At 70.7% G+C, this 26,188-nt stretch carries 21 protein-coding genes; 11 read left to right on the top strand and 10 right to left on the bottom strand.

Features of this window, described 5'->3' with window-relative positions; all coding sequences use genetic code 11:
• Positions 1–224: 224 nt before the first annotated feature.
• Together CP970_RS26125 and CP970_RS26130 are read left to right on the top strand one after the other, a co-directional pair.
• Entirely contained in the window at positions 225–902 is a 678-nt protein-coding gene (locus tag CP970_RS26125; RefSeq protein WP_055544110.1) for a response regulator transcription factor, read from the top strand.
• Positions 903–1,080: 178 nt separating this feature from the next.
• Entirely contained in the window at positions 1,081–2,361 is a 1,281-nt protein-coding gene (locus CP970_RS26130) for an ATP-binding protein (protein ID WP_055544111.1), read from the top strand.
• A gap of 25 nt (positions 2,362–2,386) precedes the next feature.
• Here the strand turns inward: CP970_RS26130 and CP970_RS26135 are convergent, their stop codons facing one another.
• On the bottom strand, positions 2,387–2,896 hold the full coding sequence (locus tag CP970_RS26135; protein WP_055544112.1) for a GtrA family protein: 510 nt from the start codon (positions 2,894–2,896) through the stop codon (positions 2,387–2,389).
• 246 nt (positions 2,897–3,142) lie between these two features.
• Here CP970_RS26135 and CP970_RS26140 point away from each other — a divergent pair, with 246 nt between their 5' ends.
• Genes CP970_RS26140 through CP970_RS26150 form a run of 3 tightly spaced genes read left to right on the top strand, consistent with a single transcriptional unit; the run spans position 3,143 to position 5,980 of the window.
• Complete coding sequence (locus CP970_RS26140) at positions 3,143–4,261, top strand: 5-(carboxyamino)imidazole ribonucleotide synthase (protein WP_240507288.1); 1,119 nt, start codon at positions 3,143–3,145, stop codon at positions 4,259–4,261.
• Positions 4,258–4,791, top strand: a complete 534-nt coding sequence (purE, locus tag CP970_RS26145; RefSeq protein WP_079043168.1) for a 5-(carboxyamino)imidazole ribonucleotide mutase — start codon at positions 4,258–4,260, stop codon at positions 4,789–4,791. The genes CP970_RS26140 and purE overlap by 4 nt, the downstream gene beginning before the upstream one ends.
• 4 nt (positions 4,792–4,795) lie before the next feature.
• Positions 4,796–5,980, top strand: a complete 1,185-nt coding sequence (locus CP970_RS26150; protein WP_055544115.1) for a dipeptidase — start codon at positions 4,796–4,798, stop codon at positions 5,978–5,980.
• Positions 5,981–6,178: 198 nt separating this feature from the next.
• On the opposite strand, the gene CP970_RS26155 is transcribed toward CP970_RS26150, so the two are convergent.
• Entirely contained in the window at positions 6,179–7,336 is a 1,158-nt protein-coding gene (locus CP970_RS26155) for an acyl-CoA dehydrogenase family protein (protein ID WP_055544116.1), read from the bottom strand.
• Positions 7,337–7,513: 177 nt separating this feature from the next.
• Between CP970_RS26155 and CP970_RS26160 the strand changes: the two genes are divergently transcribed.
• Entirely contained in the window at positions 7,514–8,857 is a 1,344-nt protein-coding gene (locus tag CP970_RS26160) for a UDP-glucose dehydrogenase family protein (RefSeq protein WP_055544117.1), read from the top strand.
• A 553-nt stretch (positions 8,858–9,410) separates the two neighbouring features.
• Here the strand turns inward: CP970_RS26160 and CP970_RS26170 are convergent.
• Positions 9,411–9,917, bottom strand: coding sequence for a CGNR zinc finger domain-containing protein (locus tag CP970_RS26170; protein WP_055544118.1), 507 nt, complete (start codon positions 9,915–9,917; stop codon positions 9,411–9,413).
• 93 nt (positions 9,918–10,010) lie between these two features.
• Here CP970_RS26170 and CP970_RS26175 point away from each other — a divergent pair, with 93 nt between their 5' ends.
• Positions 10,011–10,379 (top strand): VOC family protein, encoded by a 369-nt coding sequence (locus tag CP970_RS26175; RefSeq protein WP_055544119.1) that lies wholly within the window; start codon positions 10,011–10,013, stop codon positions 10,377–10,379.
• Positions 10,380–10,395: 16 nt separating this feature from the next.
• On the opposite strand, the gene CP970_RS26180 is transcribed toward CP970_RS26175, so the two are convergent.
• Positions 10,396–11,514, bottom strand: coding sequence for a dipeptidase (locus CP970_RS26180; protein WP_055544120.1), 1,119 nt, complete (start codon positions 11,512–11,514; stop codon positions 10,396–10,398).
• Positions 11,515–11,752: 238 nt separating this feature from the next.
• Positions 11,753–13,114: an LCP family protein gene (locus CP970_RS26185; protein ID WP_079043169.1), complete on the bottom strand. Its 1,362-nt coding sequence runs from the start codon at positions 13,112–13,114 to the stop codon at positions 11,753–11,755.
• Positions 13,115–13,243: 129 nt separating this feature from the next.
• Here CP970_RS26185 and CP970_RS26190 point away from each other — a divergent pair, with 129 nt between their 5' ends.
• The gene (locus CP970_RS26190; protein ID WP_055544122.1) at positions 13,244–13,792 is read left to right on the top strand and encodes an acyl-CoA thioesterase; all 549 of its coding nucleotides are present in this window, start codon (positions 13,244–13,246) and stop codon (positions 13,790–13,792) included.
• Positions 13,793–14,015: 223 nt separating this feature from the next.
• Here CP970_RS26190 and CP970_RS26195 read toward each other — a convergent pair whose 3' ends face one another.
• Positions 14,016–15,491: an LCP family protein gene (locus tag CP970_RS26195; RefSeq protein WP_169801189.1), complete on the bottom strand. Its 1,476-nt coding sequence runs from the start codon at positions 15,489–15,491 to the stop codon at positions 14,016–14,018.
• A 175-nt stretch (positions 15,492–15,666) separates the two neighbouring features.
• Here CP970_RS26195 and CP970_RS26200 point away from each other — a divergent pair, with 175 nt between their 5' ends.
• A complete protein-coding gene (locus CP970_RS26200) occupies positions 15,667–16,719 on the top strand; it encodes a glycosyltransferase family 2 protein (protein WP_055546016.1) in 1,053 nt (350 codons plus the stop codon).
• Positions 16,720–16,805: 86 nt separating this feature from the next.
• Here CP970_RS26200 and CP970_RS26205 read toward each other — a convergent pair whose 3' ends face one another.
• The 4 genes from CP970_RS26205 to CP970_RS26220 all read right to left on the bottom strand — a co-directional run bounded on the left by CP970_RS26205 (position 16,806) and on the right by CP970_RS26220 (position 23,071).
• Entirely contained in the window at positions 16,806–18,479 is a 1,674-nt protein-coding gene (locus CP970_RS26205; protein ID WP_079043388.1) for an LCP family protein, read from the bottom strand.
• A 133-nt stretch (positions 18,480–18,612) separates the two neighbouring features.
• On the bottom strand, positions 18,613–20,370 hold the full coding sequence (locus CP970_RS26210) for an LCP family protein (RefSeq protein WP_079043387.1): 1,758 nt from the start codon (positions 20,368–20,370) through the stop codon (positions 18,613–18,615).
• 225 nt (positions 20,371–20,595) lie between these two features.
• Entirely contained in the window at positions 20,596–21,858 is a 1,263-nt protein-coding gene (locus CP970_RS26215; protein WP_055546018.1) for an LCP family protein, read from the bottom strand.
• 463 nt (positions 21,859–22,321) lie between these two features.
• Positions 22,322–23,071, bottom strand: a complete 750-nt coding sequence (locus tag CP970_RS26220; RefSeq protein ID WP_055553042.1) for a TIGR03089 family protein — start codon at positions 23,069–23,071, stop codon at positions 22,322–22,324.
• Between the two features lie 138 nt (positions 23,072–23,209).
• Between CP970_RS26220 and CP970_RS26225 the strand changes: the two genes are divergently transcribed.
• Both CP970_RS26225 and CP970_RS26230 read left to right on the top strand, forming a co-directional pair.
• Entirely contained in the window at positions 23,210–24,643 is a 1,434-nt protein-coding gene (locus tag CP970_RS26225; RefSeq protein WP_055553043.1) for a peptidoglycan recognition protein family protein, read from the top strand.
• Between the two features lie 105 nt (positions 24,644–24,748).
• Positions 24,749–25,831: a mannose-1-phosphate guanylyltransferase gene (locus CP970_RS26230; RefSeq protein ID WP_055553044.1), complete on the top strand. Its 1,083-nt coding sequence runs from the start codon at positions 24,749–24,751 to the stop codon at positions 25,829–25,831.
• Positions 25,832–26,188: the final 357 nt, after the last annotated feature.

Consider the following 26,188-nt stretch of genomic DNA (forward strand, 5'->3'; position numbering starts at 1 on the left):
CACAGCGGGCCAAAGGTCCTTGAGTAGTGCATCAGGCGTTGGGTCACCATACGACACGTCAGGGATGCATATGGAAGGACTTGAGACATGGATCACAGGTGTCGCTGCAACCAACGGCGCACATTCAAAGGTGTTTCTCAGATTCGTACCGCATAGCCGCAGGCTTCCCCTGCCACTGTGCGATCACCGCACGGCTGTTGTCCACTGCGGACTACCATCACCCCATGACCCGTGTACTGCTCGCCGAGGACGACGCGTCCATCTCGGAGCCGCTGGCCCGTGCCCTGCGCAGGGAGGGTTATGAGGTCGAAGTGCGTGAGGACGGCCCGACCGCTCTCGATGCCGGCCTGCAGGGCAGCGTCGACCTGGTCGTACTGGACCTGGGACTGCCCGGCATGGACGGTCTGGAGGTGGCCCGCCGACTCCGCGCCGACGGGCTCACGGTGCCGATCCTGATCCTGACCGCGCGCGCCGACGAGGTGGACACCGTCGTCGGCCTGGACGCGGGCGCCGACGACTACGTGACCAAACCCTTCCGCCTCGCCGAGCTGCTCGCCCGGGTCCGGGCGCTGCTCAGGCGCGGCGCCACCGAACCCAAGGAGGCACCCGCCACGCACGGCGTGCGGATCGACGTCGAGTCGCACCGCGCGTGGATGGGCGACGAGGAACTCCAGCTCACCGCCAAGGAGTTCGACCTGCTCCGGGTGCTCGTGCGGGACGCGGGCCGCGTCGTCACGCGCGATCAGCTGATGCGGGAGGTCTGGGACACGACGTGGTGGTCCTCCACGAAGACCCTCGACATGCACATCTCCTGGCTGCGCAAGAAGCTGGGCGACGACGCGGCGAATCCCCGCTACATCGCCACGGTGCGGGGCGTCGGCTTCCGCTTCGAGAAGAGCTGAGAGCACCCCCTACGGGGGGCAGGGCCTCGTAGGGGCGCGGGGAACTGCGCGAGCAACCACAGAAAACCCGCAGCCGCCGTCGAACCGCCGGAGGCAGACGCGTCCGCGGGCCTTCGACGGCCGATCGCGCAGTTCCTCGCGCCCCTAAAGGGGCTCCCACATCCGCGACACTGGGTAGATGCGTCGCCGACTGATCAATTCCACTCTCGCCGTAGTCCTCGTAGTGATCGCCGTCTTCGGCGTGAGCCTCGTGATCGTAGAGACACGGACCATCAGCAACAGCGCTCAGGAGCGAGTGGAAGGCGAGGCCCTGCGCCTCGCCAGCATCGTGGACAGCCGTCTGATCGGCGACGAGCGGATCAGCGGCTCGATCCTGCGCGACCAGGTCGCATCCGACCGGTACGCCCGCATCGAGATCCCCGGCCGCGACGCCATCGAGATCGGCACCCGCCCCACCGGCGACGTGATCAGCGCGACCCGCCCCGGCGAACAGGGCGAGGAGGTCACCGTCGAGGAGCCGCGCGCCGCCGTCACCCGTGAGGTCGGCCGCACGCTCCTGATCATCGGCGCCGTGGCGCTGCTCGCCATCATCGCGGCGGTACTCCTCGCCGTACGCCAGGCCAACCGCCTCGCGTCCCCGCTCACCGACCTGGCCGAGACGGCGGAGCGCCTCGGCTCGGGCGACCCGAGGCCCCGGCACAAGCGGTACGGGGTGCCCGAGCTGGACCGCGTCGCCGACGTGCTGGACGGCTCCGCCGAGCGCATCGGCCGGATGCTGACCGCCGAGCGCAGGCTCGCCGCCGACGCCTCGCACCAGCTGCGTACGCCGCTGACCGCGCTGTCCATGCGGCTTGAGGAGATCACCATGACCGACGACCTGAACGAGGTGAAGGAGGAGGCGACGATCGCGCTCGCCCAGGTCGAGCGGCTCACCGACGTCGTGGAGCGGCTGCTCACCAACTCCAGGGACCCGCGCACAGGATCCGCCGTCGCCTTCGACCTGGACGAGGTGGTCAAGCAGCAGCTGGAGGAGTGGCGCCCGGCCTACCGCAGCGCGGGCCGCGCCATCGTCAGCTCGGGCAAGCGCCACCTGGAGGCCGTGGGCACGCCGGGGGCGGTCGCCCAGGTGCTCGCCGCGCTGATCGAGAACTCCCTGATGCACGGCGGCGGCACGGTCGCGCTGCGCACCCGCGTCACGGGCAACCAGGCGGTCATCGAGGTCACGGACGAGGGGCCAGGGGTGCCGCCCGACCTGGGCGCGCGGATCTTCGAGCGGACCATCAGCGGCCGCAACTCGACGGGCATCGGTCTCGCGGTGGCCAGGGACCTGGCCGAGGCGGACGGCGGGCGCCTGGAGATGCTCCAGACGAAACCGCCGGTGTTCGGCCTCTTCCTGTCCCGTACGCCGCTCGCGAGGGGCGTGGACGGCGACCAGCCGGACGAGAAGACGGTCCGCTAGCCCCGCGGGCCCCCGGAGACCCGCGTCAGCTCGCGCGGCGCGCCACCGGCCGCTCGTCCGATTCCTCCAGGAACGATTCGGCATGGGCGACCGCCTCGCGGGCGGGCAGCGCCTTGAAGACCCAGGTGCGGTACGACCAGAAGCGGAAGAGCGTCGCGATGCCCATGCCGAGGAACTTGAAGAAGTTGGCCTGCAGCTTGCCGTCCCAGCCGAACCAGTACGTCGCCGCGTAGAGCACGCCGTTCTCGATCACCAGGCCGACCGCGCTGAACAGCAGGAACAGGGTGAGTTCCTTGGTGCGGCCGCCCTTGTCGCGGTCGCGGTACGTGAAGTACCGGAACCCCACGTAGTTGAAGACGATCGCGACGACCGTCGCGATCACGCTCGCGCGCACCACGTGCAGATCGGTGAGATGGCGTACGAGGTTGAAGACGCCGAAGTTCACCAGGGTCCCGACCGCCCCCACGGCCCCGAACTTGGCCACCTCGCGGCCTAGCCGGTCAAGGCGTACTCGTAGTGCGCCATGTTCCGTCATGGTGGTCGCCCCAACCCCGTCAGTGTTCGTCGGTCCTCGGTCCTCGGTCACGTACATGCCGACGGCTTGGTCATTCGGTCGCGTCAACCCAGCCATGCTAACCAGCGCGCTCCGTCGGCGCGCGGGGGCGCTCGGACTCTGTGGCGGCCCTGTGACGCAAGAGACAGCGGGCCGGGTGGATCCGGCCGTTCCCGGGTGGCCGATACCGGCCGATACCCTGGGGGTGTGACGTTCCCGGTAGTCGGCATGGTCGGCGGGGGGCAGCTCGCTCGTATGACACACGAGGCGGGCATCCCGCTCGGCATCAAGTTCAAGCTCCTCAGTGACACCCCACAGGATTCCGCGGCGCAGGTCGTCAGCGATGTCGTCATCGGCGACTATCGCGACCTCGACACGCTGCGTGACTTCGCGCGGGGCTGCGACGTGATCACTTTTGATCACGAACACGTACCCACCGAGCATCTGCGGGCCCTGGAGGCGGACGGCATTCCCGTGCGCCCGGGGCCCGACGCGTTGGTGCACGCCCAGGACAAGGGCGTGATGCGCGAGAAGCTCATGGAGATCGGCGTGCCGTGTCCACGCCACCGGATCGTGCGCGATCCGGCCGACGTGGCGGCCTTCGCGGCGGAGGGCGCGGGTTTCCCCGTGATCCTGAAGACGGTGCGCGGCGGTTACGACGGGAAGGGGGTGTGGTTCGTACGTTCCGTCGAGGACGCCGAAGAGCCCTTCAAGGCAGGCGTCCCGGTGCTCGCCGAGGAGAAGGTCGACTTCGCGCGCGAGCTGGCGGCGAACGTCGTCCGCTCGCCGCACGGCCAGGCCGTGGCCTATCCCGTCGTCGAGTCCCAGCAGGTCGACGGCGTCTGCGACACGGTGATCGCCCCGGCGCCCGGCCTCGACGAGGCCCTGGCGGGCCAGGCGCAGGAGCTCGCGCTGCGCGTGGCCAAGGAGCTCGGCGTGGTCGGCCACCTCGCGGTCGAGCTCTTCGAGACGCCCGACGGCCGCATCCTCGTCAACGAACTGGCGATGCGCCCGCACAACTCGGGCCACTGGACGCAGGACGGCGCGGTGACCTCGCAGTTCGCCAACCACGTCCGCGCGGTCCTCGACCTGCCGCTGGGCGACCCGCGCCCGCGCGCCACCTGGACCGTGATGGGCAACGTGCTCGGCGGGGACTACCCCGACATGTACGCCGCGTATCTGCACTGCATGGCCCGAGACCCGCAGCTCAAGATCCACATGTACGGCAAGGACGTGAAGCCCGGCCGCAAGGTCGGTCACGTGAACACCTACGGCGACGACCTCGACGAGGTCCTCGAGCGTGCCCGGCACGCGGCCGGCTACCTCAGAGGAACGATCACCGAATGACTTCCCCCGTTGTTGGCATCGTCATGGGCTCGGACTCCGACTGGCCGGTGATGGAGGGCGCCGCGCAGGCTCTCGCCGAGTTCGAGATCCCCTTCGAGGTCGACGTCGTCTCCGCGCACCGCATGCCGCACGAGATGATCGCGTACGGCGAGCAGGCCGCGGACCGCGGCCTCAAGGCGATCATCGCGGGCGCGGGCGGCGCGGCCCACCTGCCCGGCATGCTGGCCTCGGTGACGCCGCTGCCGGTGATCGGCGTGCCGGTGCCGCTGAAGTACCTGGACGGCATGGACAGCCTGCTCTCCATCGTGCAGATGCCCGCGGGCGTCCCGGTGGCGACGGTCTCGGTCGGCGGCGCGCGCAACGCGGGCCTGCTCGCGGCCCGCATGCTCGCCGCGCACGACGCCGAACTCCTTGGCCGCATGCGGGAGTTCCAGCAGGAGCTGAACGACCAGGCGACGGAGAAGGGCAAGCGGCTGCGGGCCAAGGTCGAGGGAGCGGGTTCCGGTTTCGGCTTCGGTTCGGGAAAGTGATCGCATGACCACACTCGAACAAGCGCGCGCCATCCTCGCCGACTTCCCGGTCGTCGACGGACACAACGACCTGCCGTGGGCCCTCCGGGAGAAGGCGGGCTACGACATCGACAAGCTCGACATCGCCACGGACCAGCGCGGCAGTCTGCACACGGACATCGCCCGGCTCAGGGCGGGCGGCGTCGGCGCGCAGTTCTGGTCGGTGTACGTCCGCACGGACCTGACGGGCGACGCGGCGGTCAGCGCCACGCTCGAACAGATCGACTGCGTCGACCAGTTGCTCACCCGCTACCCGGCGGACCTGGCCCGCGCGCTGACCGCGGCGGACATGGAGAAGGCCCGCTCGGAGGGCCGCATCGCGTCCCTCATGGGGGCCGAGGGCGGCCACTCGATCAACAACTCCCTGGCCACGCTGCGGGCACTGCACACGCTCGGCGTCCGCTACATGACGCTCACGCACAACGACAACATCGCGTGGGCGGACTCGGCGACGGACGATCCCGGGGTCGGTGGCCTCTCGCCGTTCGGCCACGAGGTCGTCCGCGAGATGAACCGCGTCGGCATGCTGGTGGACCTCTCGCACGTCGCGGCGACGACGATGCGGGCGGCGCTCGACACGTCCGAGGCGCCGGTGATCTTCTCCCACTCGTCCTCGCGCGCGGTCTGCGACCACCCGCGCAACATCCCGGACGACGTCCTGGAGCGCCTGCCCGCCAACGGCGGCGTCGCGATGGCGACGTTCGTGCCGAAGTTCGTGCTCCAGGCGGCGGTCGACTGGACCCTCGCCGCCGACGAGAACATGCGCGCGCACGGCTTCCACCACCTGGACACGACGCCGGACGCGATGAAGGTGCACGCGGCCTTCGAGCAGTCGACGCCGCGTCCGATCGCCACCGCCGCCACGGTCGCCGACCACCTCGACCACATGCGCGAGGTCGCGGGCATCGACCACATCGGCATCGGCGGCGACTACGACGGCACGGCGTTCACCCCGGACGGCCTCGACGACGTCGCGGGCTATCCGAACCTGATCGCGGAACTCCTGGACCGCGGCTGGTCCCGCCCGGACCTCGCCAAGCTGACGTGGCAGAACGCGGTGCGGGTGCTTGCCGCGGCGGAGGACGTCTCCCGGGACATCAGCTCCCGACGGGGCCCGTCGATCGCGACGCTGGCCCAACTGGACGGCTGAGGTACGGGTCGCCCCGTCAGGGGCGCGGGGAACTGCGCGAGCGGCCGAGGTCAAAGCCGCACCCGCCGTCGAACCGCCGTAGGCAGACGCGGCTGCGGGTTCGTCGTGGCTGATCGCGCAGTTCCCCGCGCCCCTTAAAGACGGTGGCCTCTCCCTGAAGTCAGGGAGAGGCCACCGTCACCGCTGAAGCGCCGCACGCTACGGAAGGTTGCGGGCCATCACGATCCGCTGGACCTGGTTCGTGCCCTCGTAGATCTGCGTGATCTTCGCGTCGCGCATCATCCGCTCGACGGGGTAGTCACGGGTGTACCCGTACCCGCCGAGGAGCTGCACCGCGTCCGTGGTGACCTCCATCGCCACGTCCGAGGCGAAGCACTTGGCGGCCGCGCCCTGGAAGGTGAGGTCGCTGTCGCCGCGCTCCGACTTGGCGGCGGCCGCGTACGTCAGCTGGCGGGCGGCCTCGATCTTCATCGCCATGTCCGCGAGCATGAACTGGATGCCCTGGAACTCGGCGATCGCCTTGCCGAACTGCTTGCGCTCCTTGACGTACCCCTTGGCGTAGTCGAGGGCGCCCTGCGCGATGCCGAGGGCCTGCGCCGCGATGGTGATGCGGGTGTGGTCCAGGGTCTTCATGGCGGTCGCGAAGCCCGTGCCCTCGTCGCCGATCATGCGGTCGGCGGGGATGCGGACGTTGTCGAGGTAGACCTCGCGGGTGGGGGAGCCCTTGATGCCGAGCTTCTTCTCCGGGGCGCCGAAGGAGACGCCCTCGTCGCCCTTCTCGACGACGAACGCCGAGATCCCCTTGGAGCGCTTCTCCGGGTCGGTGACGGCCATGACCGTGTAGTACTCGGACTCGCCCGCGTTGGTGATCCAGCGCTTGACGCCGTTGAGCACCCAGAAGTCGCCGTCGCGGACCGCGCGCGTCTTCATGCCCGCCGCGTCCGAACCGGCGTCCGGCTCGGAGAGGCAGTACGAGAACATGCCCTCGCCCTTGGCCAGCGGTGACAGGTACTTCTTCTTCAGCTCCTCGGAGCCGGACAGGATGACCGGCAGCGAGCCCAGCTTGTTCACGGCGGGGATGAGCGAGGACGAGGCGCAGACCCGCGCCACCTCCTCGATCACGATGACGGTCGCCAGGGCGTCGGCGCCCGCTCCGCCGAAGCTCTCCGGTACGTGCACCGCGTGCAGGTCGCTCGCGACCAGCGCGTCCAGTGCCTCCCGCGGGAAGCGGGCCTCCTCGTCCACCGCGGCGGCGAACGGCGCGATCTTCGCCTCGGACAGCGAACGGATGGCGTCGCGGAGCATGTCGTGCTCCTCGGACGGGCGGTACAGGTCGAAATCAGCCGATCCGGCCAAGGTCTCTCACGCTCCAAGGACGCTAATTACCGTTAAGTAACCCAAATTTTAGGCGCCTGCTCACCAGAGGGATACGTGAGCTTGGCGACAGCGGGAAACGTGCCCTGTGAGGGCGCCCGCCATGCCCGACTATGCTCGGGCAGCGCAAACGCCGCCTGTTCACCTCTGGAGCTCCGCATGGCCCCCAAGATCACCGTGATCGGCACCGGATACCTCGGAGCCACCCACGCCGCGGCCATGGCCGAGCTCGGCTTCGAGGTCCTCGGTCTCGACGTCGTCCCCGAGAAGATCGAGATGCTGCAGCGGGGCGAGGTCCCGATGTACGAGCCCGGTCTCGAGGAGCTCCTGCGCAAGCACGTCGCCGGGATCGAGGGCGCCAGCGGACGCCTGCGCTTCACGATGGACTGGGCCGAGGTCGCGGAGTTCGGCGACGTCCACTTCGTCTGCGTGAACACCCCGCAGAAGCACGGCGAGTACGCGTGCGACATGAGTTACGTCGACAGTGCCGTCGAGTCCCTCGCCAAGCACCTCGCCAAGCCGTGCCTGGTCGTCGGCAAGTCCACCGTGCCGGTCGGCAGCGCGGCCCGCCTGGCCGCGCGCATCCTCGAACTCGCCCCGGCGGGCGCGGCGGCCGAGCTGGCCTGGAACCCGGAGTTCCTGCGCGAGGGCCTCGCCGTGCAGGACACGCTGCACCCCGACCGCATCGTCGTCGGCGTGGGCAGCGAGCACGCCGAGAAGCTCCTTCGCGAGGTGTACGCGACGCCGATCGCCGAGGGCTCGCCCTTCGTCGTCACGGACTTCCCGACAGCGGAACTGGTGAAGACCTCCGCCAACTCCTTCCTCGCCACGAAGATCTCCTTCATCAACGCGATGGCGGAGGTCTGCGAGGCGGCGGGCGGCGACGTCGTGAAGCTGGCGGAGGCGCTCGGGCACGACGACCGCATCGGCAAGAAGTTCCTCCGGGCGGGCATCGGCTTCGGTGGCGGCTGCCTGCCCAAGGACATCCGCGCGTTCATGGCACGGGCCGGTGAGCTCGGCGCCGACCAGGCGCTGACCTTCCTGCGCGAGATCGACTCCATCAACATGCGCCGCCGCGGCCAGATGGTCGAGATGGCGCGCGAGGCGCTCGGCGGCGGGTCCTTCCTGGGCAAGCGGGTCGCGGTGCTCGGCGCCACGTTCAAGCCGGACTCGGACGACGTCCGCGACTCGCCCGCGCTGAACGTCGCGGGTCAGATCCACCTCCAGGGCGGCCAGGTCACCGTCTACGACCCCAAGGGCATGGCGAACGCGCGCCGCCTCTTCCCCACCCTCGGCTACGCGGAGACCGCGCTGGACGCGGTCAGGGGAGCGGACGTGGTGCTGCACCTCACGGAGTGGCGAGAGTTCCGCGAGCTGGACCCGGCGGAGCTGGCCTCGGTGACGACGACCCCCACCATCCTGGACGGCCGCAACGCGCTCGACCCGTCGGCGTGGCGCGCGGCGGGCTGGACGTACCGGGCAATGGGCCGCCCGGCGGCGTAGCGCTCCCGCCAGGGGGTGGTCGCGTGCGGGCAGGCGACCGGCTGGCCGCGCAGTTCCCCGCGCCCCCTGAAGATCGCCTCGTCCCGGCGGGGGATTGCTCCCGCCGGGAGGCTGTCGCCTGCGGGCCGCAGTTGGGCTGGCCGCGCAGTTCCCCGCGCCCCTAAAAGATCGCCTCGCCCGGCGGGGCAGTGCTCCCGCAGGGGGCGGTTTTGGGGGCGCGGGGAACTGCGCGACTGGCCACGGCGGACCCGCACTCGGAAGAAGCTCAAGCCCCGTCGCAGGGGGAGTTTTTAGGGGCGCGGGGAACTGCGCGACTGGCCACGGCGGACCCGCACTCGGAAGAAGCTCAAGCCCCGTCGCAGGGGGCGGTTTTGGGGGCGCGGGGAACTGCGCGACCGGCCACGGCTGGCCCGCGCCCGGGAGAGGCTCAAGCCCCGGCGCGGGGGGTGGTTTCAGGGGCGCGGGGAACTGCGCGAGCAACCACGGCGGACCCGCACCCGAAAGCCGCTCAAGCCCGCCGCAGGCAGACGTGGCCCGAAGCCACGAAATCCGCTCAAGCCCGGCGCCGCCGATACGCCCGCATCTTGGCACGGGCCCCACACACCCCCATGTCACACCACCGGCTCCGCCCCGCCGGACTGCGGTCGTAGTACGCCCAGTGGCAATCCGACGCCTCGCACGCCTTGAGCCGCGCCCACGTGCCCGCGGCCACCGCGTCGGCGATCGCCGACGCCACCCGCGAGGTGAGCGGCGCCGCGTCCGCGGGGGCCAGCGACGCGGCGCCCGACGCCGCGTCCACCGTCACCAACAGCGGCCCCGAAGAGAGGAGTTGGCTCAGGTCGGCCACAGGCTCGTGCGGCCCGTGCCCGGCGTGCGCGAGGCACGCCGCCCGCAGGGACTCGCGGAGTTCGCGGGCCGCCGCCACCTCGCCGGGGGCGATCCCGAGCGCGCTCAGGGCACCCTCCGTGGCCAGTGAGTCCACGCCCGTCCCCAGGTTCAGCGTGTTCACCAGCTCCTGCACCAGCGCGAGCCCGTCCGGCGCGGGCGCTCTGTCGTTCATGCTTGCGACGTTACCGTTTCTACGGGAGCATGAGGTAACCGTTACCGGCAGAAAGCTCAAGCCGGTAACCCCTCGGTGATCAGGAGGAGACCCATGACCATCGCCAAGCTCCGCGCCGTGGCCCTGGACTGCCGCGACCACCTCGCCCTCGCGGAGTTCTACGCCGCGATCATCGGCGGCACCCCCGTCCGGGACGAGGCCGACGCGGACTGGATCGAGCTGACGGGCCACGAGGGCACGACCCTCGCGTTCCAGGAGTCCCCCGGCCACGTACCGCCGACGTGGCCGTCCGACGACGGCTCGCAGCAACTGCACCTGGACCTCACGGTGGACGACCTGGACGTCGCGGAGAAGCAGGTGCTCGCGCTCGGCGCCACCGTCCTCGACGCCACGGACAGGGACCGGAGCTGGCGCGTGTACGCCGACCCGGCAGGGCACCCGTTCTGCCTCTGCGCCGATTGAGGATCCCCTGACGGGCCTACCCGTCGAGGACCTCTATCGTCGCCGTGGACGCCGCCCTGCGCTCCCGTGCCGCCCGCGCGGTGAAGTCCGCGCCGCGCAGGGCCCGTTGGGCGTTGCCCCAGGTGAGCTGCGCCAACTCCGCCTCGGACCAGTCGCGTTCGATGAGCTCGGTGATCAGCAGCGGGTAGCACGACGGGTCGGCGAGGCCGTCGGGATGCACGGCCGCCGTGTCGTACGTACCGGAGAGGCCGACGCACTCGGGGCCCGCGACCCGGCGTACGTGGTCGAGGTGGTCCGCCACCTCGCGCACCGAGGTGCCGGTCCGCTCGGCGGCCAGCGGCACCAGGCACAGGCCCTTGGCCGCGCCCAGCGCGGCGAGCAGCTCGTCCGGGAGGTTGGCCGGATGGTCGCGCACGGCCCGCGCCCCGGAGCGGGTGAAGATCACCGGGGACTTGGAGACGGCGATGACCCGGCGGGCCGTCTCGTCGGAGGCGCCGGACAGGTCCGCGATGACCCCGAGCCGGTTCATCTCCCGCACGACCTCCTCGCCGAACGTGGTCAGCCCGTCCGGGCCCGCCCACGACGTGCCGGAGAGGGTGAGCGCGCACAGGCCGAGGCTGTGCAGCGCCCGCAGCGTGCCGAGGGAGTCGCCGAGCGCGGCGCCGCAGGCCGGGCCGATCAGCGTGGCGATGCGCCCGCAGTTGTGGGCGTCGACGGTCTCCGAGGCGTTGCGGGCGAGCCGCAGCCCCTCGGGGTGGGCGGCGACGACGTGCTTGACGAGGTCGATCTGCTCCAGGGTCGCGCCGACCGCCCGGTCGGCGCTGAGCGCGTCGGGCACGTGCACGGACCAGAACTGCGCCCCGACCCGGCCCGCGCGCAGCCGCGGCAGATCGCTCTCCAGGCCGCAGTCGCCGGTCTCGAAGTCGTGCCAGGGCAGCTCGCGCAGCGCCCACGGCAGGCCGCTGTACCCGTCGGCGACGGGATGCGCGGCGAGCAGGGAACGGGCCCGTGCGGCGGGGGCCGCGAGGGGCGCGGGATGGGGTTCGTGGGTGGGCGGTGGATCGGGCGGAGCGGGGGGCTTGTCGAGCTCCCCGGCCTCGGCGGCGGTGTTGAGTTCCTCCAGCAGGTCTGCCATGGCAGTGCTCCGGACGTCGGCGGTGGCAGTTCGGATCACCGTGACACGGGGCGGCCGCGGCTTCGCGGCGGACGGAGCGTTCGGGGGTACGACACGGCGTGTCGCGCCGTGCGGAGGCGCTGCGCGCGGGCTCGGGCAGGGACGCGGCAGGGCCCCGCCGACCGGATCGGCGGGGCCCTCACGTCGTACGTCTGTGCGGCTGTGCTGCTGTACGGCTGCGCGGCTCGAAGGGGCGGGCTCAGCTGCCCGAGACCGTCACCTTCTCGTCGTTGTTCAGCTCCTTCACCAGCGTCTTGACCTTCGCCTTGTCCCAGGCGAGGTTGCTGCCCACGGAGCCCGAGATCGGGATGTTCATGGACGTGCCGTCGCCGCCGGTGATGCCCTTCATCGCCCAGAACATCGAGCCCACGTCGGTGATGCCCATGTCCTTGTCGACGATCAGGGTGTCCAGGCCCGCGCCCATCGTGGGGTAGAGCTTGAACGGGTTCAGGATCGTGCCGGGCGTCGCCACCTGGTGGGCCAGGGCCGCGAGGAACTTCTGCTGGTTCTTCGTACGGTCCAGGTCGCTGGAGAAGGCGTGCCGGGTGCGGACGAAGGCCAGGGCCTCCTGGCCGCTGAGCGTCTGCTTGCCCGCCTGGAAGTCGGCGCCCGACCACTTGTCCTTGAAGGCCTTGGGGATGTCCATCTCGACGCCGCCGACCGAGTCCACGATCTTGGCGAAGCCGCCGAAGCCGATCTCGGCGTAGTGGTCGATCCGCAGGCCGGTGTTGTACTCGACGGTGCGGACGAGCAGCTCGGGGCCGTCCTCCGCGTACGCGGCGTTCAGCTTCGTCTGGCGGCCCTGGTTCGGGTAGAGCTTGCCGGACTCGGCGCCCTTGAAGGAGGGGATCGTGACGTTCGAGTCGCGGGGGAGCGAGACCATCGTGTTCCCGCCGTCGTCCGCGACGTGCAGGATCATCATCGAGTCCGTGCGCTTGCCCTCGGCGGAGCCCGTGTGGAGCTTCTTCTTCTCCTCGGCGGACATGCCCGCGCGGCTGTCGGAGCCGACGATCAGGTAGTTCGTGCCCGCGCCGCCCTCGGGGCGCTCGATGACCTTGGAGAGGTCGACCTCGCGCTTGAGCTTGCTGTCGGCCCAGAAGTACGTCGCGACGGACGTCACGACGAGCAGGCTGACGAGCGTGATCGCGCCCCACTTGATCCGCTTGCGCCAGTTCGGCGCGGGGCGCGGGGCGCGCGGCGGCTGTCCGGCGCCGTTGCCGCCACCCGGGCCCCCGCCGCTCGGCTGGCCGTACACCTGGCCGGTGTTGTAGCCGCTGTTGTACCCCTGCTGTTGCTGCCCGTAGGGGTCCTGGCGCGGGGTGCGCGGCTCGAACACGTCGTCACGGGCGTCGCCGTAGGGCTGTCCGTCCCCGTACTGGGGGGCGTCGTATCCCTCGTCGTACGCGGGCTGCGGTGGGACCCCGCCCGGCGGCGGTCCGGCCGGACGGGACGCCGGGTCGCGCTGTACGTGCCGCATCACGCGGGCGCCGTCCGGCTGTGCGCCCCCGCTGCCGCGGCCGTATCGGCGGCCGCCGCCCTGATCGTCAGGCCAATCGCTCATGTGGTTAGTTTGCAGCCTTGTGTGGTGTGCCTTACAAGGGCGGTCGGGATTTCGGGCCAGTGCTGTTGCAGAGCTGATGCAAAAACGACCGGGGAGGGGTCGGACATACGTCCGGCATAGGGTGGAGGGATGACAGATCAGGCCACCAGTCCGGAATCAGATGTTCCGGGCAAGCCGACTTCGGCGTCCCGCACCACCCTCAGCCACATCATGACCCACAGCGACACCAACCTCCTCGGCACGGTACACGGTGGCGTGATCATGAAACTGGTGGACGACGCGGCGGGCGCCGTCGCCGGACGCCACTCGGGCGGGCCCGCGGTCACCGCGTCCATGGACGAGATGGCCTTCCTGGAGCCGGTTCGCGTCGGCGACCTCGTCCATGTGAAGGCCCAGGTGAACTGGACCGGACGCAGCTCCATGGAGGTCGGGGTCCGGGTCCTCGCCGAGCGCTGGAACGAGTCGACGCCCGCCCAGCAGGTCGGCTCCGCCTACCTCGTCTTCGCCGCCGTCGACGCGGACGGCAAGCCGCGCACGGTCCCCCCGGTCCTCCCCGAAACGGACCGCGACCGCCGCCGCTACCAGGAAGCCCAGATCCGCCGCACGCACCGCCTGGCCCGCCGCCGGGCCATCAAGGAACTCCGAGAGGCGCGGGCGGCGGAGGGCTTCGACGACTGACCGGAACCACGGCGCCCCTGAAGGGGCGCGGGGAACTGCGCGACGAGCCACGACGAGCCCGCGGCCAAAAGCAGGCGACCAGGCCGCGCCCCGGGGGACAGGCACCCCCCGACACGGCCCGCCACGGCCAGGAGGGGCCTGTCAGGGGCGCGGGGAACTGCGCGACCAGCCACGACGGGCCCGCACGGCCGAAGCCCCGCCACACCCCGGCGGAGCCGCCCCGCTAAGGGCAGACCACCTGATCCCCGGTGACCGCCCCGAACTCGCCCTGGTAGGCGTCCTCGGCCCGTACCGGGCGTACCGCCTTGTAGTCCTTGCCCGCGATCACCTTCAGGGTCGACCCCTGGCCCTTGACCGCCCGCATCTCACAGCCCGGCAGCGCCGTGGCGAGGGCCTTCGCGGAGCGGTCCCAGCGCGGGTCGTAGGCGACCACCGTCCGCTCGGTGGGCTTCGCCTTGGCGCCCGACAGGTTCCCCGGCGCCCGCGTGGTGCGGAACCCGGTCGCCCGCAGTGCCGAGTCGACCCGCTTGCCGAGTCCGGGGGTGCCCGCGCCGTTGTTCACCTGGACCCGGATCTGCTCGGGCGAGACGCCCACAAGCGCGGCCTTCGCCCTGTCGCGGTGCGCGGCGAGCGGACGGTCCTCGCGCAGGGCCTTGAAGAGCTTCTTGGACTTGGTCTTCTGCCACTTCAGCGTCGAGCCGATGCCGGGGATGGACTTGCCCTTGGCGCTCAGCGGCACGGTGGTGAACTCCGACGACGACGGCGAGAAGCCCCGCATCGCCCGCCCCAGGTCCAGGATCTCGCCCGTCCCGAAGCCCTTGTCCGCCCGCACCGAGCCGAGCAGCGTCCGCGTCACGTCGCGGAACTTGACCGGGTTCAGGAGCACGCCGCTGCCCGTGGCCTTCGCGATGAGCGCCGCGAGGAACCGCTGCTGGCGCTGCATGCGGCCCAGGTCGGACGCGCCGTCGACGTACCGCGAGCGGACGTACTGGAGTGCCTCCCCGCCGTTCAGCTCGTGCGTGCCGACCGACAGGTCGAGCCCGGTGTGGGAGTCCTTGAGCGGCCGCGCCGTGCAGATCTCCACGCCCCCGAGCACGTCCACCGTCTTCATGAAGCTGGTGAAGTCGACCTCCAGATAGTGGTCGATCTTGACCTTCGTCATGTGCTCGACGGTGCGCACCGTGAGATTGGGCCCGCCCTCCGCGTACGCCGCGTTGATCTTGTTGGCGTGCTCGTGGTGCTTCTCGCCGGTGGTCTGGTCGGTGTGCGCGGGCAGCTCCGCGTACGAGTCCCTCGGCAGGCTCACCACGCTGGCGCGGTCCCTGTCCTCCGAGATGTGCACGATCATGATCGTGTCCGTGCAGTGGCAGGGCGCGCCGCCGAGGCGGTACTTCTCCTTCTCCTCGGGGCTGATCTTGTCGCGGCCGTCGGTGCCGACGAGCAGCACGTTCATGCCGTTGCCCGGCGCGGGCCTGTTCTTCATGTCCTTGAAGGCGTCGACCCGCTTGATGCCGGTGTCGAGGCTGGTGACGACGCCGTGCCCGATGCCGGCCGCGGCGAGGACCGTCACGGAGAACGTGGTCGCCACCCGCATGGCCCAGCGGGGCCGTTTCCCCCCTCCGGCCGGCTTTCGGGCGGACTTTCGAGCCGGTGGACGCGGACGCGACGAGGGGGCGGGGGAGCGGGGCGGTGTGGGCACGAGGGGGGACACCTCCGCGGAGACGGGCCTGGTCATGGGGTGGGCGACGAGGTGGGCGACGGAGTGGCGACGAGCCGGGGAACCCGAGAAACGTAAGGCCATACGAAATGCGGCCCGGGGTAGCGACCCGGACGGCGCGCGCCCGTGTCCCCCGTTCGCGGTAACGTGACGCGTGATGAACGCGAAGTCTGAGGTGCAGCCTCCAGCCGTATCGGTGATCATGCCCGTCCTCAACGAGGAGCGGCACCTGCGCGAGGCGGTGCACGCGATCCTGCAGCAGGAGTACGCGGGCGAGATGGAGGTCGTCGTCGCGCTCGGCCCCTCCACCGACCGCACGGACGAGATCGCCGCCGAGCTGGTCCGCGAGACGGCGTCGAACACGAACGCCCGGGTGCATACGGTCCCCAACCCGACGGGCCGCACCCCCGCGGCGCTGAACGCCGCGATCAAGGCGTCCCGCCACCCGATCGTGGTGCGCGTGGACGGCCACGCGGCACTCTCTCCCGGGTACATCACGACCGCCGTCCGCCTCCTGGAGGAGACCGGCGCGATGAACGTCGGCGGCATCATGCACGCCGAGGGCCAGAACGACTGGGAGCACGCGGTCGCCGCCGCCATGACCTCGAAGATCGGCGTGGGCAACGCCGCCTTCCACACCGGCGGCGAAGCCCAGCGGGCCGAGACGGTCTACCTCGGCGTCTTCCGCCGCGAGGCCCTGGAGCGGCAGGGCGGCTACAACGAGGAGTTCATCCGCGCCCAGGACTGGGAGCTCAACTTCCGGATCAGGGAAGCGGGCGGCCTGATCTGGTTCTCGCCCGAGCTGAAGGTCTCCTACCGGCCGCGCCCGAGCGTGCGGGCGCTCGCCAAGCAGTACAAGGACTACGGCCGCTGGCGCCACGTCGTCGCCCGCTACCACGAGGGCTCCATCAACCTGCGCTACCTCGCGCCGCCGACCGCGGTCTGCGCGATCGCCGCGGGCATCGTGGTCGGCGCGGCCCTCACGCCGTGGGGCTTCGTGATCCCCGGCGGCTACCTCGCGGCCATCGCCGCCGGATCCGTCCCCGCGGGCAAGGGCCTGCCGCTCAAGGCCAGGCTGCGGATCCCGGTGGCCCTCGCGACCATGCACATGTCGTGGGGCTGGGGCTTTCTGACCAGCCCGCGCGCGCTGGCCAAGAAGGTCATCGCCTCGCGCCGCCCGGCCGTACTCGGGGAGACCCAGGAGGCCTGAGAGGGCCCGAACACCGTACGGAGCAAGGGACTTCGGGGCACCGGCCGAAAGCGGCCGGTGCCCCGAAGTCGTCTGCCCGAACTCGTCTACCAGGTGTAGTTCGGGTCCACCTTCATGCACGCCTTCTTGTCGGAGCCGCTCAGCGCGTCCGCCGAGTCCGGCGTCTTGTCGTCCTTCTTCTTCGGCTTGGGCGGTACGTCACCCTCGCGCCAGTCGGCGCCGACGACCAGCGTCACCCCGGAGACGTCCGTCGACTTCTTCACCGAACTCAGCGGCAGACCCAGGGACTTGGCGACCCGCTGGGCATCGCCCTCCAGGTCCACGCTCGGGAAGCGCACGACCGTCCGTCCCTCGGCGAGCGACGCCGTCGTGTCCGGGGCGGCCTTCGCGAAGCCCTTGCCCGCCAGGAGCTGCGCCACCGTGCTGGCGCGGCCGGGGACCGGGGCGAGAGCGTCGGTGCGCGTGCCGTTCTGGACCTGGATCGCGATCTTGTCGTCCGCGGCCGCGGGGTCGTCCGAGAGCTTCTCCGGGGTGGACTTCTTCTTCTTGCCCTTGCCGTCCAGCGGGATGTCGTCGCGGACGAGGCGGAAGAGCTGCTCGGCGTCGCCGGGCTTGGGGACGACGCGCTCGCCCGCGAAGTCGAACGGCATGGTCGTCATCGTCGTGCGCTCCGCCGGGACCTTCTTGAGCTCGTTGCCCAGGTCGTACAGCTTTTTGATGCTGCCGAGGCCGTCGTCGACCTTCAGCGCGTCCACGGCGTGCTCGGCGAGCTTGCGCAGCTGGTTGGGGCTGGTCAGGCTGGTGTTCTCGCGGAGCTTGCGGACCAGCGCGTTCATGTACATGTGCTGGGCCTTGGCGCGGCTGATGTCGGTGCCGCCCTCGAAGCCGTAGCGGGTGCGCAGCCACTGCAGGGCCTGCTTGCCCTCGATCTCCGTGGTGCCCTTCTTCAGCTTCAGGCCCGAGCCCTTGCCCGCGCTGGTGCGCGAGTGGATGTTCTTGTCCACGCAGACCGGTACGCCGCCGATGGCGTCCGCCATGGAGACCACACCCGCGAAGTCGACCATCATGAAGTGGTCGATGTGGATCTTGGTGAGCTTCTCCCAGGTGGCGACGGTGCAGCCGGGGCCGCCGCGGCTCAGCGACTCGTTCGTCATGAACTTCGGGCCGGTCTGCGGATAGACCTTGCCGTCGTCCGGGTCCGTGCACTTGGGGACCGTCAGCAGGGTGTCGCGCGGCATGCTGACCACGGACATGTTGCTGCGGTCGGCCGACACGTGGAGCAGCATCTGGACGTCGGCGAGCGGCGGTGCGCCGAAGGTTTCCTTGGCGCCGCCGAGCTTCTGGTTCGCCTTGGAGTCGCGCGCGTCCGAGCCGATGAGCAGGATGTTCATCGGAGTCTGGCCTGCCGCGTTGGGCGTGGGGGCCGGGGCTCTGTCCTCGCCCAGGTTCAGGTCGTCGGTCTGCAGGCTGTTGTTCAGGTGCTGGTAGTACAGGTATCCGGCGCCGGCCGTGCCGATTATCAGTACGGCGAGGACCGTCGCCGACCAGCGGAGCACTCCCCGCTTGCGCCGCGGCGGGCGCCCTCCGCCGCCCCCACCGCGCCGGTGCCGGTGGCGGCTGCCCCTCGGGGGTTCGCCGCCACCGTCCGGGGGCTCCCCGGGGCGCTCCTCGCCCTTGGGCTCGCCCTCGTCCCAGCCGTGATCACTCGCGTGCGGGGTGCGTTGTCGCGCCCCCTCCTCACGCACGCTCTTCTGTCTCATCCCCATGCCCCTCCCCGCCCCATCCCTGAACTGCGGTCGCCCCGCGTCCTCTTGACGCGCCGGTGCGACATACGCGGCTCGGGCCGACGTACTTGCTTTGGCGCATTGTTAGACGCAGAACGACCGCTTCAGGTCACTTCGCACACACAGTCTTGTCAGCTTCGACTTTCTGGATCCCCTCCGGCGCCTTCGACGGACCGGAGACGGGCACCCCCGCGCCCTTGAAGTCGCCGCCGAGCGTCAGCTTCATGGCAGGGAGCCCCTGTGCGTTCTTCTCGCTCTTGCCCGGCTTGAGGGCGGTGGCGGGCAGACCCATGATGTCGGCGAGCCGACGGGCCTGGTCCGCCTGGTCGGGCGCGTACTCGAGCGTCGTCTTCTTGAGGTCCGAGGGCGCGTTGCCCAGTTGGCTGGACTTGAGCACTCCCTCAGTGTTCTGCAGCCAGGTGAGAGTTGTCTGAGCGGCGCCGGTCTTCCCGCTGCCGTTGTAGATGTCGACCCGCACCTCGGAGGGGTCGGCCTTGGGGCCCTTGAGACGGGCGGCCACCGCGGCCTTCTCCTTCTTCTCCTTCTTCTTCACCTCGGTCAGCGACTCGTCCGCGCGCATCATCGCGAACAGCGGGTCGGCCTTGGGCGGATCGAGGACGACCGTGATGGGGGTCTTCTCGGCGGGGTTGTCGACGACCGGCACCGTGGCGAAGGTCAGGTTCTTCATGTCGAGCTTGCCGAGCTCCATGCCGAGGTCCTTGAGCTTCATTATGTCGGCGATCTTGGAGTCGACGGTGAGGGCCTCGGTGCCCGCCTCCGCGAGCTCTATCATCTTCTTCGGGTTGGTGAGGGTGTCGCCCGAACTCAGCTTGCGCATCAGGGAGCTGAGGAACTGCTGCTGCAGCTGGATCCGGCTCAGGTCGCCGCCCTGGCCCACGGTGTGACGCGTGCGGACGAACGCCAGCGCCTCCTCACCCTCGACCGTGTGCTTGCCCTTGGACAGCTTCAGGTGCGACTTGGGGTCGTCGATGTCCTTGGCGAGACAGACCTCGACGCCGCCGACCGCGCTGGAGAGCGTCTTGACCGCGTTGAAGTCGGCCACCATGAAGTGGTCGGGAGTTATCCCGGTGATCTTCGTGACCGTACGCATGGTGCAGCTCGGCGTGCGGTCGTACTGGCCGAGGCTTTCGTTGAAGCGGACGTTCGGCGTGCCCTTGATGGTCTTCATGCTGCCGTCCGGCTGCTTCGTCGGGCAGTCCGGGATGTCGGTGATCATGTCGCGCGGGATGCTCAACGCGGTCGCGTTCGTACGGTCCTTGGAGACGTGCAGGAGGATCGTCGTGTCCGCGTGACCGACGCTGCCCTCGTCGCCGTAGCCCTTGTTGCCGCTGCCGCTGCGCTTGTCGGTGCCCATCACCAGGATGTTGATGGCCCGGTCCTTGCTGAAGCCGCCGGTGCTCGCGCCGTCATCGTCTATCGACGTGATGTTGTCGTTGAGGTGCTGGTAGTAGAGGTAGCCACCGGTACAGCCCGCGACCAGGAGGAAGGCCAGCGAGCCGCCGGTCCACATCAGGACCTTCTTGCCCTTGGACTTCCGCGGCTTCTGCTTGCGCCTGCCGCCCGTCGCGGCCTCCGGCTCCTTCACGCGGCGCCTGCGCTGCCCGGGCACCTCGCGGCGCTCGTCACGCTGGTCGCGCTCGTCCCGCTCGTCACGACGCGGGCGCTCACCGCCCGGCGCGGGGCGGCCACGGCCGCCCCCTCGGGGTCCGTTTCTCCGGGGTCCAGGAACCGTCGACTGCCCAGCGGAAGGGCTCAGTCGCAATTCGTAATCACCGGTAGTCGGGTTGAGTACCCACTGGTCTGCGGGGTCGATGTTCTCCGCCCGCCCACGGCCTTGCGCGTCCACGGTTGTTTGCGTCCTCCGTCGGGGCCACGCGGCGCCTTTCCCCCCTCAAGAAGGCGCTCGGTCAGTCGTTCAGCGGCGCGCGGCCCAGAAGGCCAGGCGCGCCGGATCGCTCACACTATCCGCCCTGTTCAGCGCTGAACGACGCCGGTGACAAATTCCACTCCCCTACAACTGGGCAATCCGCCCTATTTCTTGATGGAGAGCCTCTTCGGCTTGGCGATCGTTTTACTCGCAGGTAGCTCCAGCGGCCGTGTTGCCCCGGAATGTCGGCGCGGGGGACGGAGTATGTGAAGGGTCGTCGGGCTTCTCGTCGCTCCCGTACTCGCCGGAGTCGTCGTACTCCTCCTCGTAGCCGGATCCCTCCTCGTACGAAGAGTCCTCGTACGCCTGCTCCTGGCGCGGCGCCGATTTCTCGGGCTCCTGAGGGGTCACCTGGACGGGGGTGTCGGTGCGGAGCCGGGTGAAGAGTTCCTCGGCCGCCGGTTCTACGAGCTCGTCGCGATTGGCGTCGTAGGAGTACGACTGCCGGGGCACGGTGAGGAACTGCACCCGTTCTGTGGGGATATTGCGCATGCCGCGCACCAGTTCGTACAAACCCCGCAGGCTGGCGAGTGCCGGATCGGTGGTGAGTGAAGAAGTCGCCGCGTCGAGAACGGGATAGAGCTTGGCGGGATTCAGCAGGACGTCATTGCTCTGCACCTTGTTGACGAGCGCCCCGAGGAACTCCTGCTGGCGGTCCATCCGGTCGGTGTCGCTGCCATTGCCGAGGCTTTTGCGTGCCCGCACATAACCGAGAGCCTGTTCGCCGTTGAGGGTCTGCTTGCCCGCGGCGAGCTTCACGTGGGCGTCGGTGTCGTTCATCGGGGCCCGCAGACAGACCTGCACGCCGTCCACCGCGTCGACCATGCCCTTGAACCCGGCGAAGTCCACCACCATGTGGTGATCGACGCGGATCTTCGTCAGCTTCTCGATCGTACGAATGGTGCAGGCCGTCCCGCCGAACTCGAACGCCCAGTTGAACTGGGCGAATTGGGCCCTGGTCCGGGAGCCGTCGGTCCTTCGGCAGCTCGGGATGTCCACCATCACGTCGCGCGGGATCGACACGGCGGTCGCGCTCTGCCGGTCCGCCGCCAGGTGCAGCAGGATCGTGGTGTCCGAACGCTGGGTGCCGGGATCCCTGCCGTACTTCTTGTTGCCCCGGCCCGCGCGGGTGTCGGAGCCGATGAGCAGGATGTTCTGGGCGTCGTGCACCAGCGGCGTCGGCCGCTCCTTCTCGTAGCGCGCCAGCTCGGCGGCGGCGTCGGTGTCCTTGGTGATGTTGCCGTTGAGCTTCTGGTACGCGGCCCACCCCACGCCCCCGGCGGCGAGCACCAGGACGGCGACGCCGATCGCCCCGTACCGCAGCCACCGCCGCCTGCGCCGAACGGCACCCACGCCACTGGGACTGGCACCGGCACCGGGCCCGTACGTACCCCTCGACCCGGCCATCCCTCCGCCGTCGCTCACGTGTACGTCCACCCCTCATGGCTGCGTCGATGCATGGTGCGTCCTTACGACCATGGACCGTGACGACGCGGGGGGCCTCTGGACCGCGAAATGACTAGGCCGAACGGGGGGGGGCGCGGGCGGCGGGGCAGCGCTGCTCGGGGCGCCGGGCCACGGGGGCTTGGCTTTTAGGGGTGCGGGGAACGGCGCGAGCAGCCACGACGCACCCGCACGTGCGAGCGGGGCGCGGGGCTTGGCTTTTAGGGGCGCGGGGAACGGCGCGAGCAGCCACGACGCACCCGCACGTGCGAGCGGGGCGCGGGGCTTGGCTTTTAGGGGCGCGGGGAACGGCGCGAGCAACCACGACGAACCCGCACGTGCGAGCGGGTTTAGGGGCGCGAGGAACGGCGCGAGCAACCACGACGAACCCGCACCCGAAAGAGGCAAGCCCCCGGAATCCCGCAGCTCACCGCACGGTGACACTCACCCGCTCATCCACGACCCGCTTCTCAAGAACCCCCTCAGCAACCTGGTCAAGGTTCCGGCAGAGCACCACGGACCCCCCGGAGGCAAGCGCGGCATACAACCCCGAGCTGAGCCCCTCCCAGTCGCCGTACGACAGCCCCGAGAGAATCCGCCCAGGCCCGACGCCCAGTCGCCCCGCATCGGCGCGGGCCCGAGCCACCACCTCGGCCCCGCTCAGCTCGACCCCGTCCACCACGAGCGCGGCCTCATCGGCGCCCACAGGAGCGTACGGAGCGAACCGGTCCCCCTGACCCGGCACCTCCACCGCGTAATCGGCGAAGCCGTCCGGCGCCTGGGGGAAGCGCCCGCCGAGCGGCCGGAGCGCCAGCGCGACCCGCTCGCCGGAGCACGCGCGCGCCGCGTCCAGCGAGTCGGGACCGCTCACGACGAGATCGGCCGACGCCGGATCCCCGCCCACGTCGGCGACGACTCCCACCGACGAACAGGCGAGCAGCCACACCGCCGTCTGCCAGTGCGCGGGAAGCAGCAGCGCGACCCGGTCGCCGGGCTCGGCGGCGAGGTCGCCCTGGAGCAGATTGGCGGTCTTGGCCACCCAATTGGCGAAGGTGGCCACGGACAATTCCACGCGCTCACCGGTGGCGTCGTCGTAGAAGGTGACGAGGGGGCGGCCCGGGTCCGCGGCGAGCGCGGATCGCAGCAGGTCGGCAGGGGTGCGGTCGTTGGCGTTCACGGGCGCAAGGGTACGCGGGCGGGTCATGGCCCCTCGGCGTGGCGAGGGGGCCGGGGCCACCGGTTCGGCCGCTCCGGGCCGACGGTCCGTCAGTTCCCCAATGGACAGATGTGTTCCGCTGTGTCGACGATCAGACGTATGCGTGGATTTCTTGCTTCCTCGATCGGCGTCACGTGCGCGGCCGCCCTGGCCCTGCCCCTCACCCTGCCGTCGTCCGGCGCCCGCGCCGCGACACCCGCCGCGGAGTCCCCCGCCGGGTCCGCGGTGGCGGCGGCCCCCGCGCGGGCCGCCGGATCGGTCCCCGGCAGCACCCAGTCCCTCCCGCTCACCCCGGCAGGATCCGACCGCTCGATGGGCTCCGCGCCGCGCGAAGAGGGCATCGCCCGGCGCGACGTACGTCCCTTCTCCCTGGTCGGCGTCGTCTGGGACGACCCCGAAGCCGAACTGCACGGCACCGTCCAGGTCCGCACCCGGGCGACCGGTACGATCGCCTGGTCGGCCTGGCAGGGAGTGGAGACCCACAACCACGAACACGCCGCCGACCCGGGCACCCCCGAGCGCGGCACCGGCGCCGTGCGCGGTTCGACCGCCCCGCTGTGGGTCGGCGACTCGGACGGCATCGAACTCCGCGTACGGGCGGAATCCGATCGGTCCGAACAGCCCGATCGGTCCGGGGGGTCCGAGCGGGCCCTGCCCCAGACCCCGCCCGCATCCCCCCTCCCGAACCTCCCCAAGGGCCTGCGCCTCGACCTGGTCGACCCCGGCGACGAGCCGCCTCTCCAGGGCGCCAAGGCGGAGGTGGCCCGCGCCACCGCCCTGACCGCGGAGTCCGCCGCGGCCTCCGCCGTCAACGCGGACCTCGCCCCGATCGGCGCCGCCGTCATCCCCGAGCTGACCGAGCGCCAGACGGAGGACGACCTGATCGCCGCCCGTGGCGGTCCCGAGGCGGTCGGCAAGGCGCGGCCCTACATCGGCCCGCGCCCGCGCATCATCACGCGCAAGGGCTGGGGCGCCGACGAGAAGCTCCGCGAGAAGGACTTCGCCTACACCAGGACCGTGAAGGCAGCCTTCGTGCACCACAGCGCGTCCGGCAACAATTACAGCTGCTCACAGGCCGGATCCGTGCTGCGCAGCATCTACCGCTTCCACGTCAAGAGCAGCGGCTGGCGTGACTTCGGCTACAACTTCGCGGTCGACAAGTGCGGAAACATCTACGAAGGACGTGCCGGAGGTGTGGCCAAGCCGGTCCTGGGGGCCCACACTCTCGGTTTCAACACGGACAGCATGGGCATCGCCGTCCTCGGCACGTACAGCAGCTCCAACCCCCCGAAGGCCGCCGTGAACGCCGTCGCCCGGCTGACCGCGTGGAAGCTCGGCCTGTACGGCGCCAATCCGCGCGGGTCGACATATCTGAAGTCCGGCGGTGGCAATCTGTACAAGAAGGGCTCGAACGTCCGGCTCCGGGTGATCTCCGGTCATCGGGACGGATTCGCCACCGAGTGCCCCGGTAGCCGCCTGTACAAGAAGCTCGGCAAGGCCCGGTCCAGCTCGGCCCGCTTCCAGGGCCGCTGAGGGTCCGACGCACCGCTGGAACCGCACGACCTGCACATCCGTCTGCATACACTGGCCGGCCGAAACTCAAGTTCGGCCGGCCCCAGCAGGAAGCAGAGACGACAGGTGACAGAAGCGATCCTCCTGGTCGGCGGCAAGGGAACCCGGCTGCGACCGCTCACGGTGCACACCCCCAAGCCGATGGTCCCCGCGGCGGGCGTCCCGTTCCTCACGCACCAGCTGGCGCGGGCCCGCGCGGCGGGCGTGGACCACATCGTCCTCGCCACCTCCTACCTCGCCGAGGTCTTCGAGCCGTACTTCGGGGACGGTTCGGCACTCGGCCTCCACATCGAATACGTGACCGAGGACGAGCCCCTGGGAACGGGCGGCGCGATCCGCAACGTGGCCTCCCGGCTGCGCTCGGCACCCGACGAGCCCGTCCTGATCTTCAACGGGGACATCCTCACGGGCCTGGACATCGGCGCCCTGGTCCGTACCCACGAGGAATCGGCGGCGGACGTCTCCCTGCACCTCACGAAGGTCGACGACCCCCGCGCCTACGGCCTCGTCCCCACCGACGCGACCGGCAGGGTCACCGCCTTCCTGGAGAAGCCGCAGACCCCCGAGGAGATCGTCACCGACCAGATCAACGCGGGCGCGTACGTGTTCCGCCGCTCGGTCATCGACACGATCCCCACGGGCCGCCCGGTCTCCGTCGAACGCGAGACGTTCCCCGAGCTGCTCGCCTCGGGCGCCCACCTCCAGGGCATGGTCGACTCGACGTACTGGCTGGACCTGGGCACCCCCCAGGCGTTCGTACGCGGCTCGGCCGACCTGGTCCTCGGCCGCGCCCCCTCCCCGGCGGTGCCGGGCCGCTGCGGCGACAGCCTCGTCCTGCCCACCGCCTCCGTCGCCGCCGACGCGAAGCTCACCGGCGGCACGGTCGTCGGCGAGGGCGCGCGGATCGGCGAGGGCGCGCGCGTGGCAGGCAGCACGGTCCTGTCCGGCGCGGTCGTCGAACCCGGCGCGGTCGTCACGGACTCCCTGATCGGGGCGGGCGCCCGGATCGGCGCCCGCGCGGCACTCTCCGGCGTGGTGATCGGCGACGGCGCGCAGGTGGGCGCAGACAACGAACTCCGCGCGGGCGCCCGCGTCTGGTGCGACGCGGTACTGCCGTCGGGCGCGGTGCGGTTCTCCTCGGACCAGTGACGGGCCGGGTCCGCACGTTCGGGTAGCTGCCGGGTTGGTTCGTGCGGACGGGCATCCGTGGCCGTCCGGGTCGGTCCTTGCCGGTCGCCGTCCGGGGCCGTTCGCGTCGGTGGGCGTCCATGGCTGCCCAGTTCCGTCCGTACCGGTAGGCGTCCACGACTGCCCGGGCCGTCCGTGCCGGTGGGCGTCCACGACTGCCCGGGCCGTCCGTGCCGGTGGGCGTCCACGACTGCCCGGGCTGGTTCGTGCCGGTGGGCGTCAGCGACTGCCTGGGCTGGTTCGTGCCGGTGGGCGTTAGCGACTGCCCGGGCTGGTTCGTGCCGGTGGGCGTCCATGGCCGTCCGTGCCGGTGGGAGC

It is taken from the genome of Streptomyces kanamyceticus (assembly GCF_008704495.1).
GTDB lineage: Bacteria > Actinomycetota > Actinomycetes > Streptomycetales > Streptomycetaceae > Streptomyces > Streptomyces kanamyceticus.

What these genes read in the sequence shown, in the direction of transcription:
- CP970_RS26125 (WP_055544110.1), top strand. Translation starts at nt 225, where the DNA reads ATGACCCGTGTACTGCTCGCCGAGGACGACGCGTCCATCTCGGAGCCG.
- CP970_RS26130 (WP_055544111.1), top strand. Translation starts at nt 1,081, where the DNA reads ATGCGTCGCCGACTGATCAATTCCACTCTCGCCGTAGTCCTCGTAGTG.
- CP970_RS26135 (WP_055544112.1), bottom strand. Translation starts at nt 2,896, where the DNA reads ATGACGGAACATGGCGCACTACGAGTACGCCTTGACCGGCTAGGCCGC.
- CP970_RS26140 (WP_240507288.1), top strand. Translation starts at nt 3,143, where the DNA reads ATGGTCGGCGGGGGGCAGCTCGCTCGTATGACACACGAGGCGGGCATC.
- purE (WP_079043168.1), top strand. Translation starts at nt 4,258, where the DNA reads ATGACTTCCCCCGTTGTTGGCATCGTCATGGGCTCGGACTCCGACTGG.
- CP970_RS26150 (WP_055544115.1), top strand. Translation starts at nt 4,796, where the DNA reads ATGACCACACTCGAACAAGCGCGCGCCATCCTCGCCGACTTCCCGGTC.
- CP970_RS26160 (WP_055544117.1), top strand. Translation starts at nt 7,514, where the DNA reads ATGGCCCCCAAGATCACCGTGATCGGCACCGGATACCTCGGAGCCACC.
- CP970_RS26170 (WP_055544118.1), bottom strand. Translation starts at nt 9,917, where the DNA reads ATGAACGACAGAGCGCCCGCGCCGGACGGGCTCGCGCTGGTGCAGGAG.
- CP970_RS26175 (WP_055544119.1), top strand. Translation starts at nt 10,011, where the DNA reads ATGACCATCGCCAAGCTCCGCGCCGTGGCCCTGGACTGCCGCGACCAC.
- CP970_RS26180 (WP_055544120.1), bottom strand. Translation starts at nt 11,514, where the DNA reads ATGGCAGACCTGCTGGAGGAACTCAACACCGCCGCCGAGGCCGGGGAG.
- CP970_RS26185 (WP_079043169.1), bottom strand. Translation starts at nt 13,114, where the DNA reads ATGAGCGATTGGCCTGACGATCAGGGCGGCGGCCGCCGATACGGCCGC.
- CP970_RS26190 (WP_055544122.1), top strand. Translation starts at nt 13,244, where the DNA reads ATGACAGATCAGGCCACCAGTCCGGAATCAGATGTTCCGGGCAAGCCG.
- CP970_RS26200 (WP_055546016.1), top strand. Translation starts at nt 15,667, where the DNA reads ATGAACGCGAAGTCTGAGGTGCAGCCTCCAGCCGTATCGGTGATCATG.
- CP970_RS26205 (WP_079043388.1), bottom strand. Translation starts at nt 18,479, where the DNA reads ATGAGACAGAAGAGCGTGCGTGAGGAGGGGGCGCGACAACGCACCCCG.
- CP970_RS26215 (WP_055546018.1), bottom strand. Translation starts at nt 21,858, where the DNA reads ATGGCCGGGTCGAGGGGTACGTACGGGCCCGGTGCCGGTGCCAGTCCC.
- CP970_RS26225 (WP_055553043.1), top strand. Translation starts at nt 23,210, where the DNA reads ATGCGTGGATTTCTTGCTTCCTCGATCGGCGTCACGTGCGCGGCCGCC.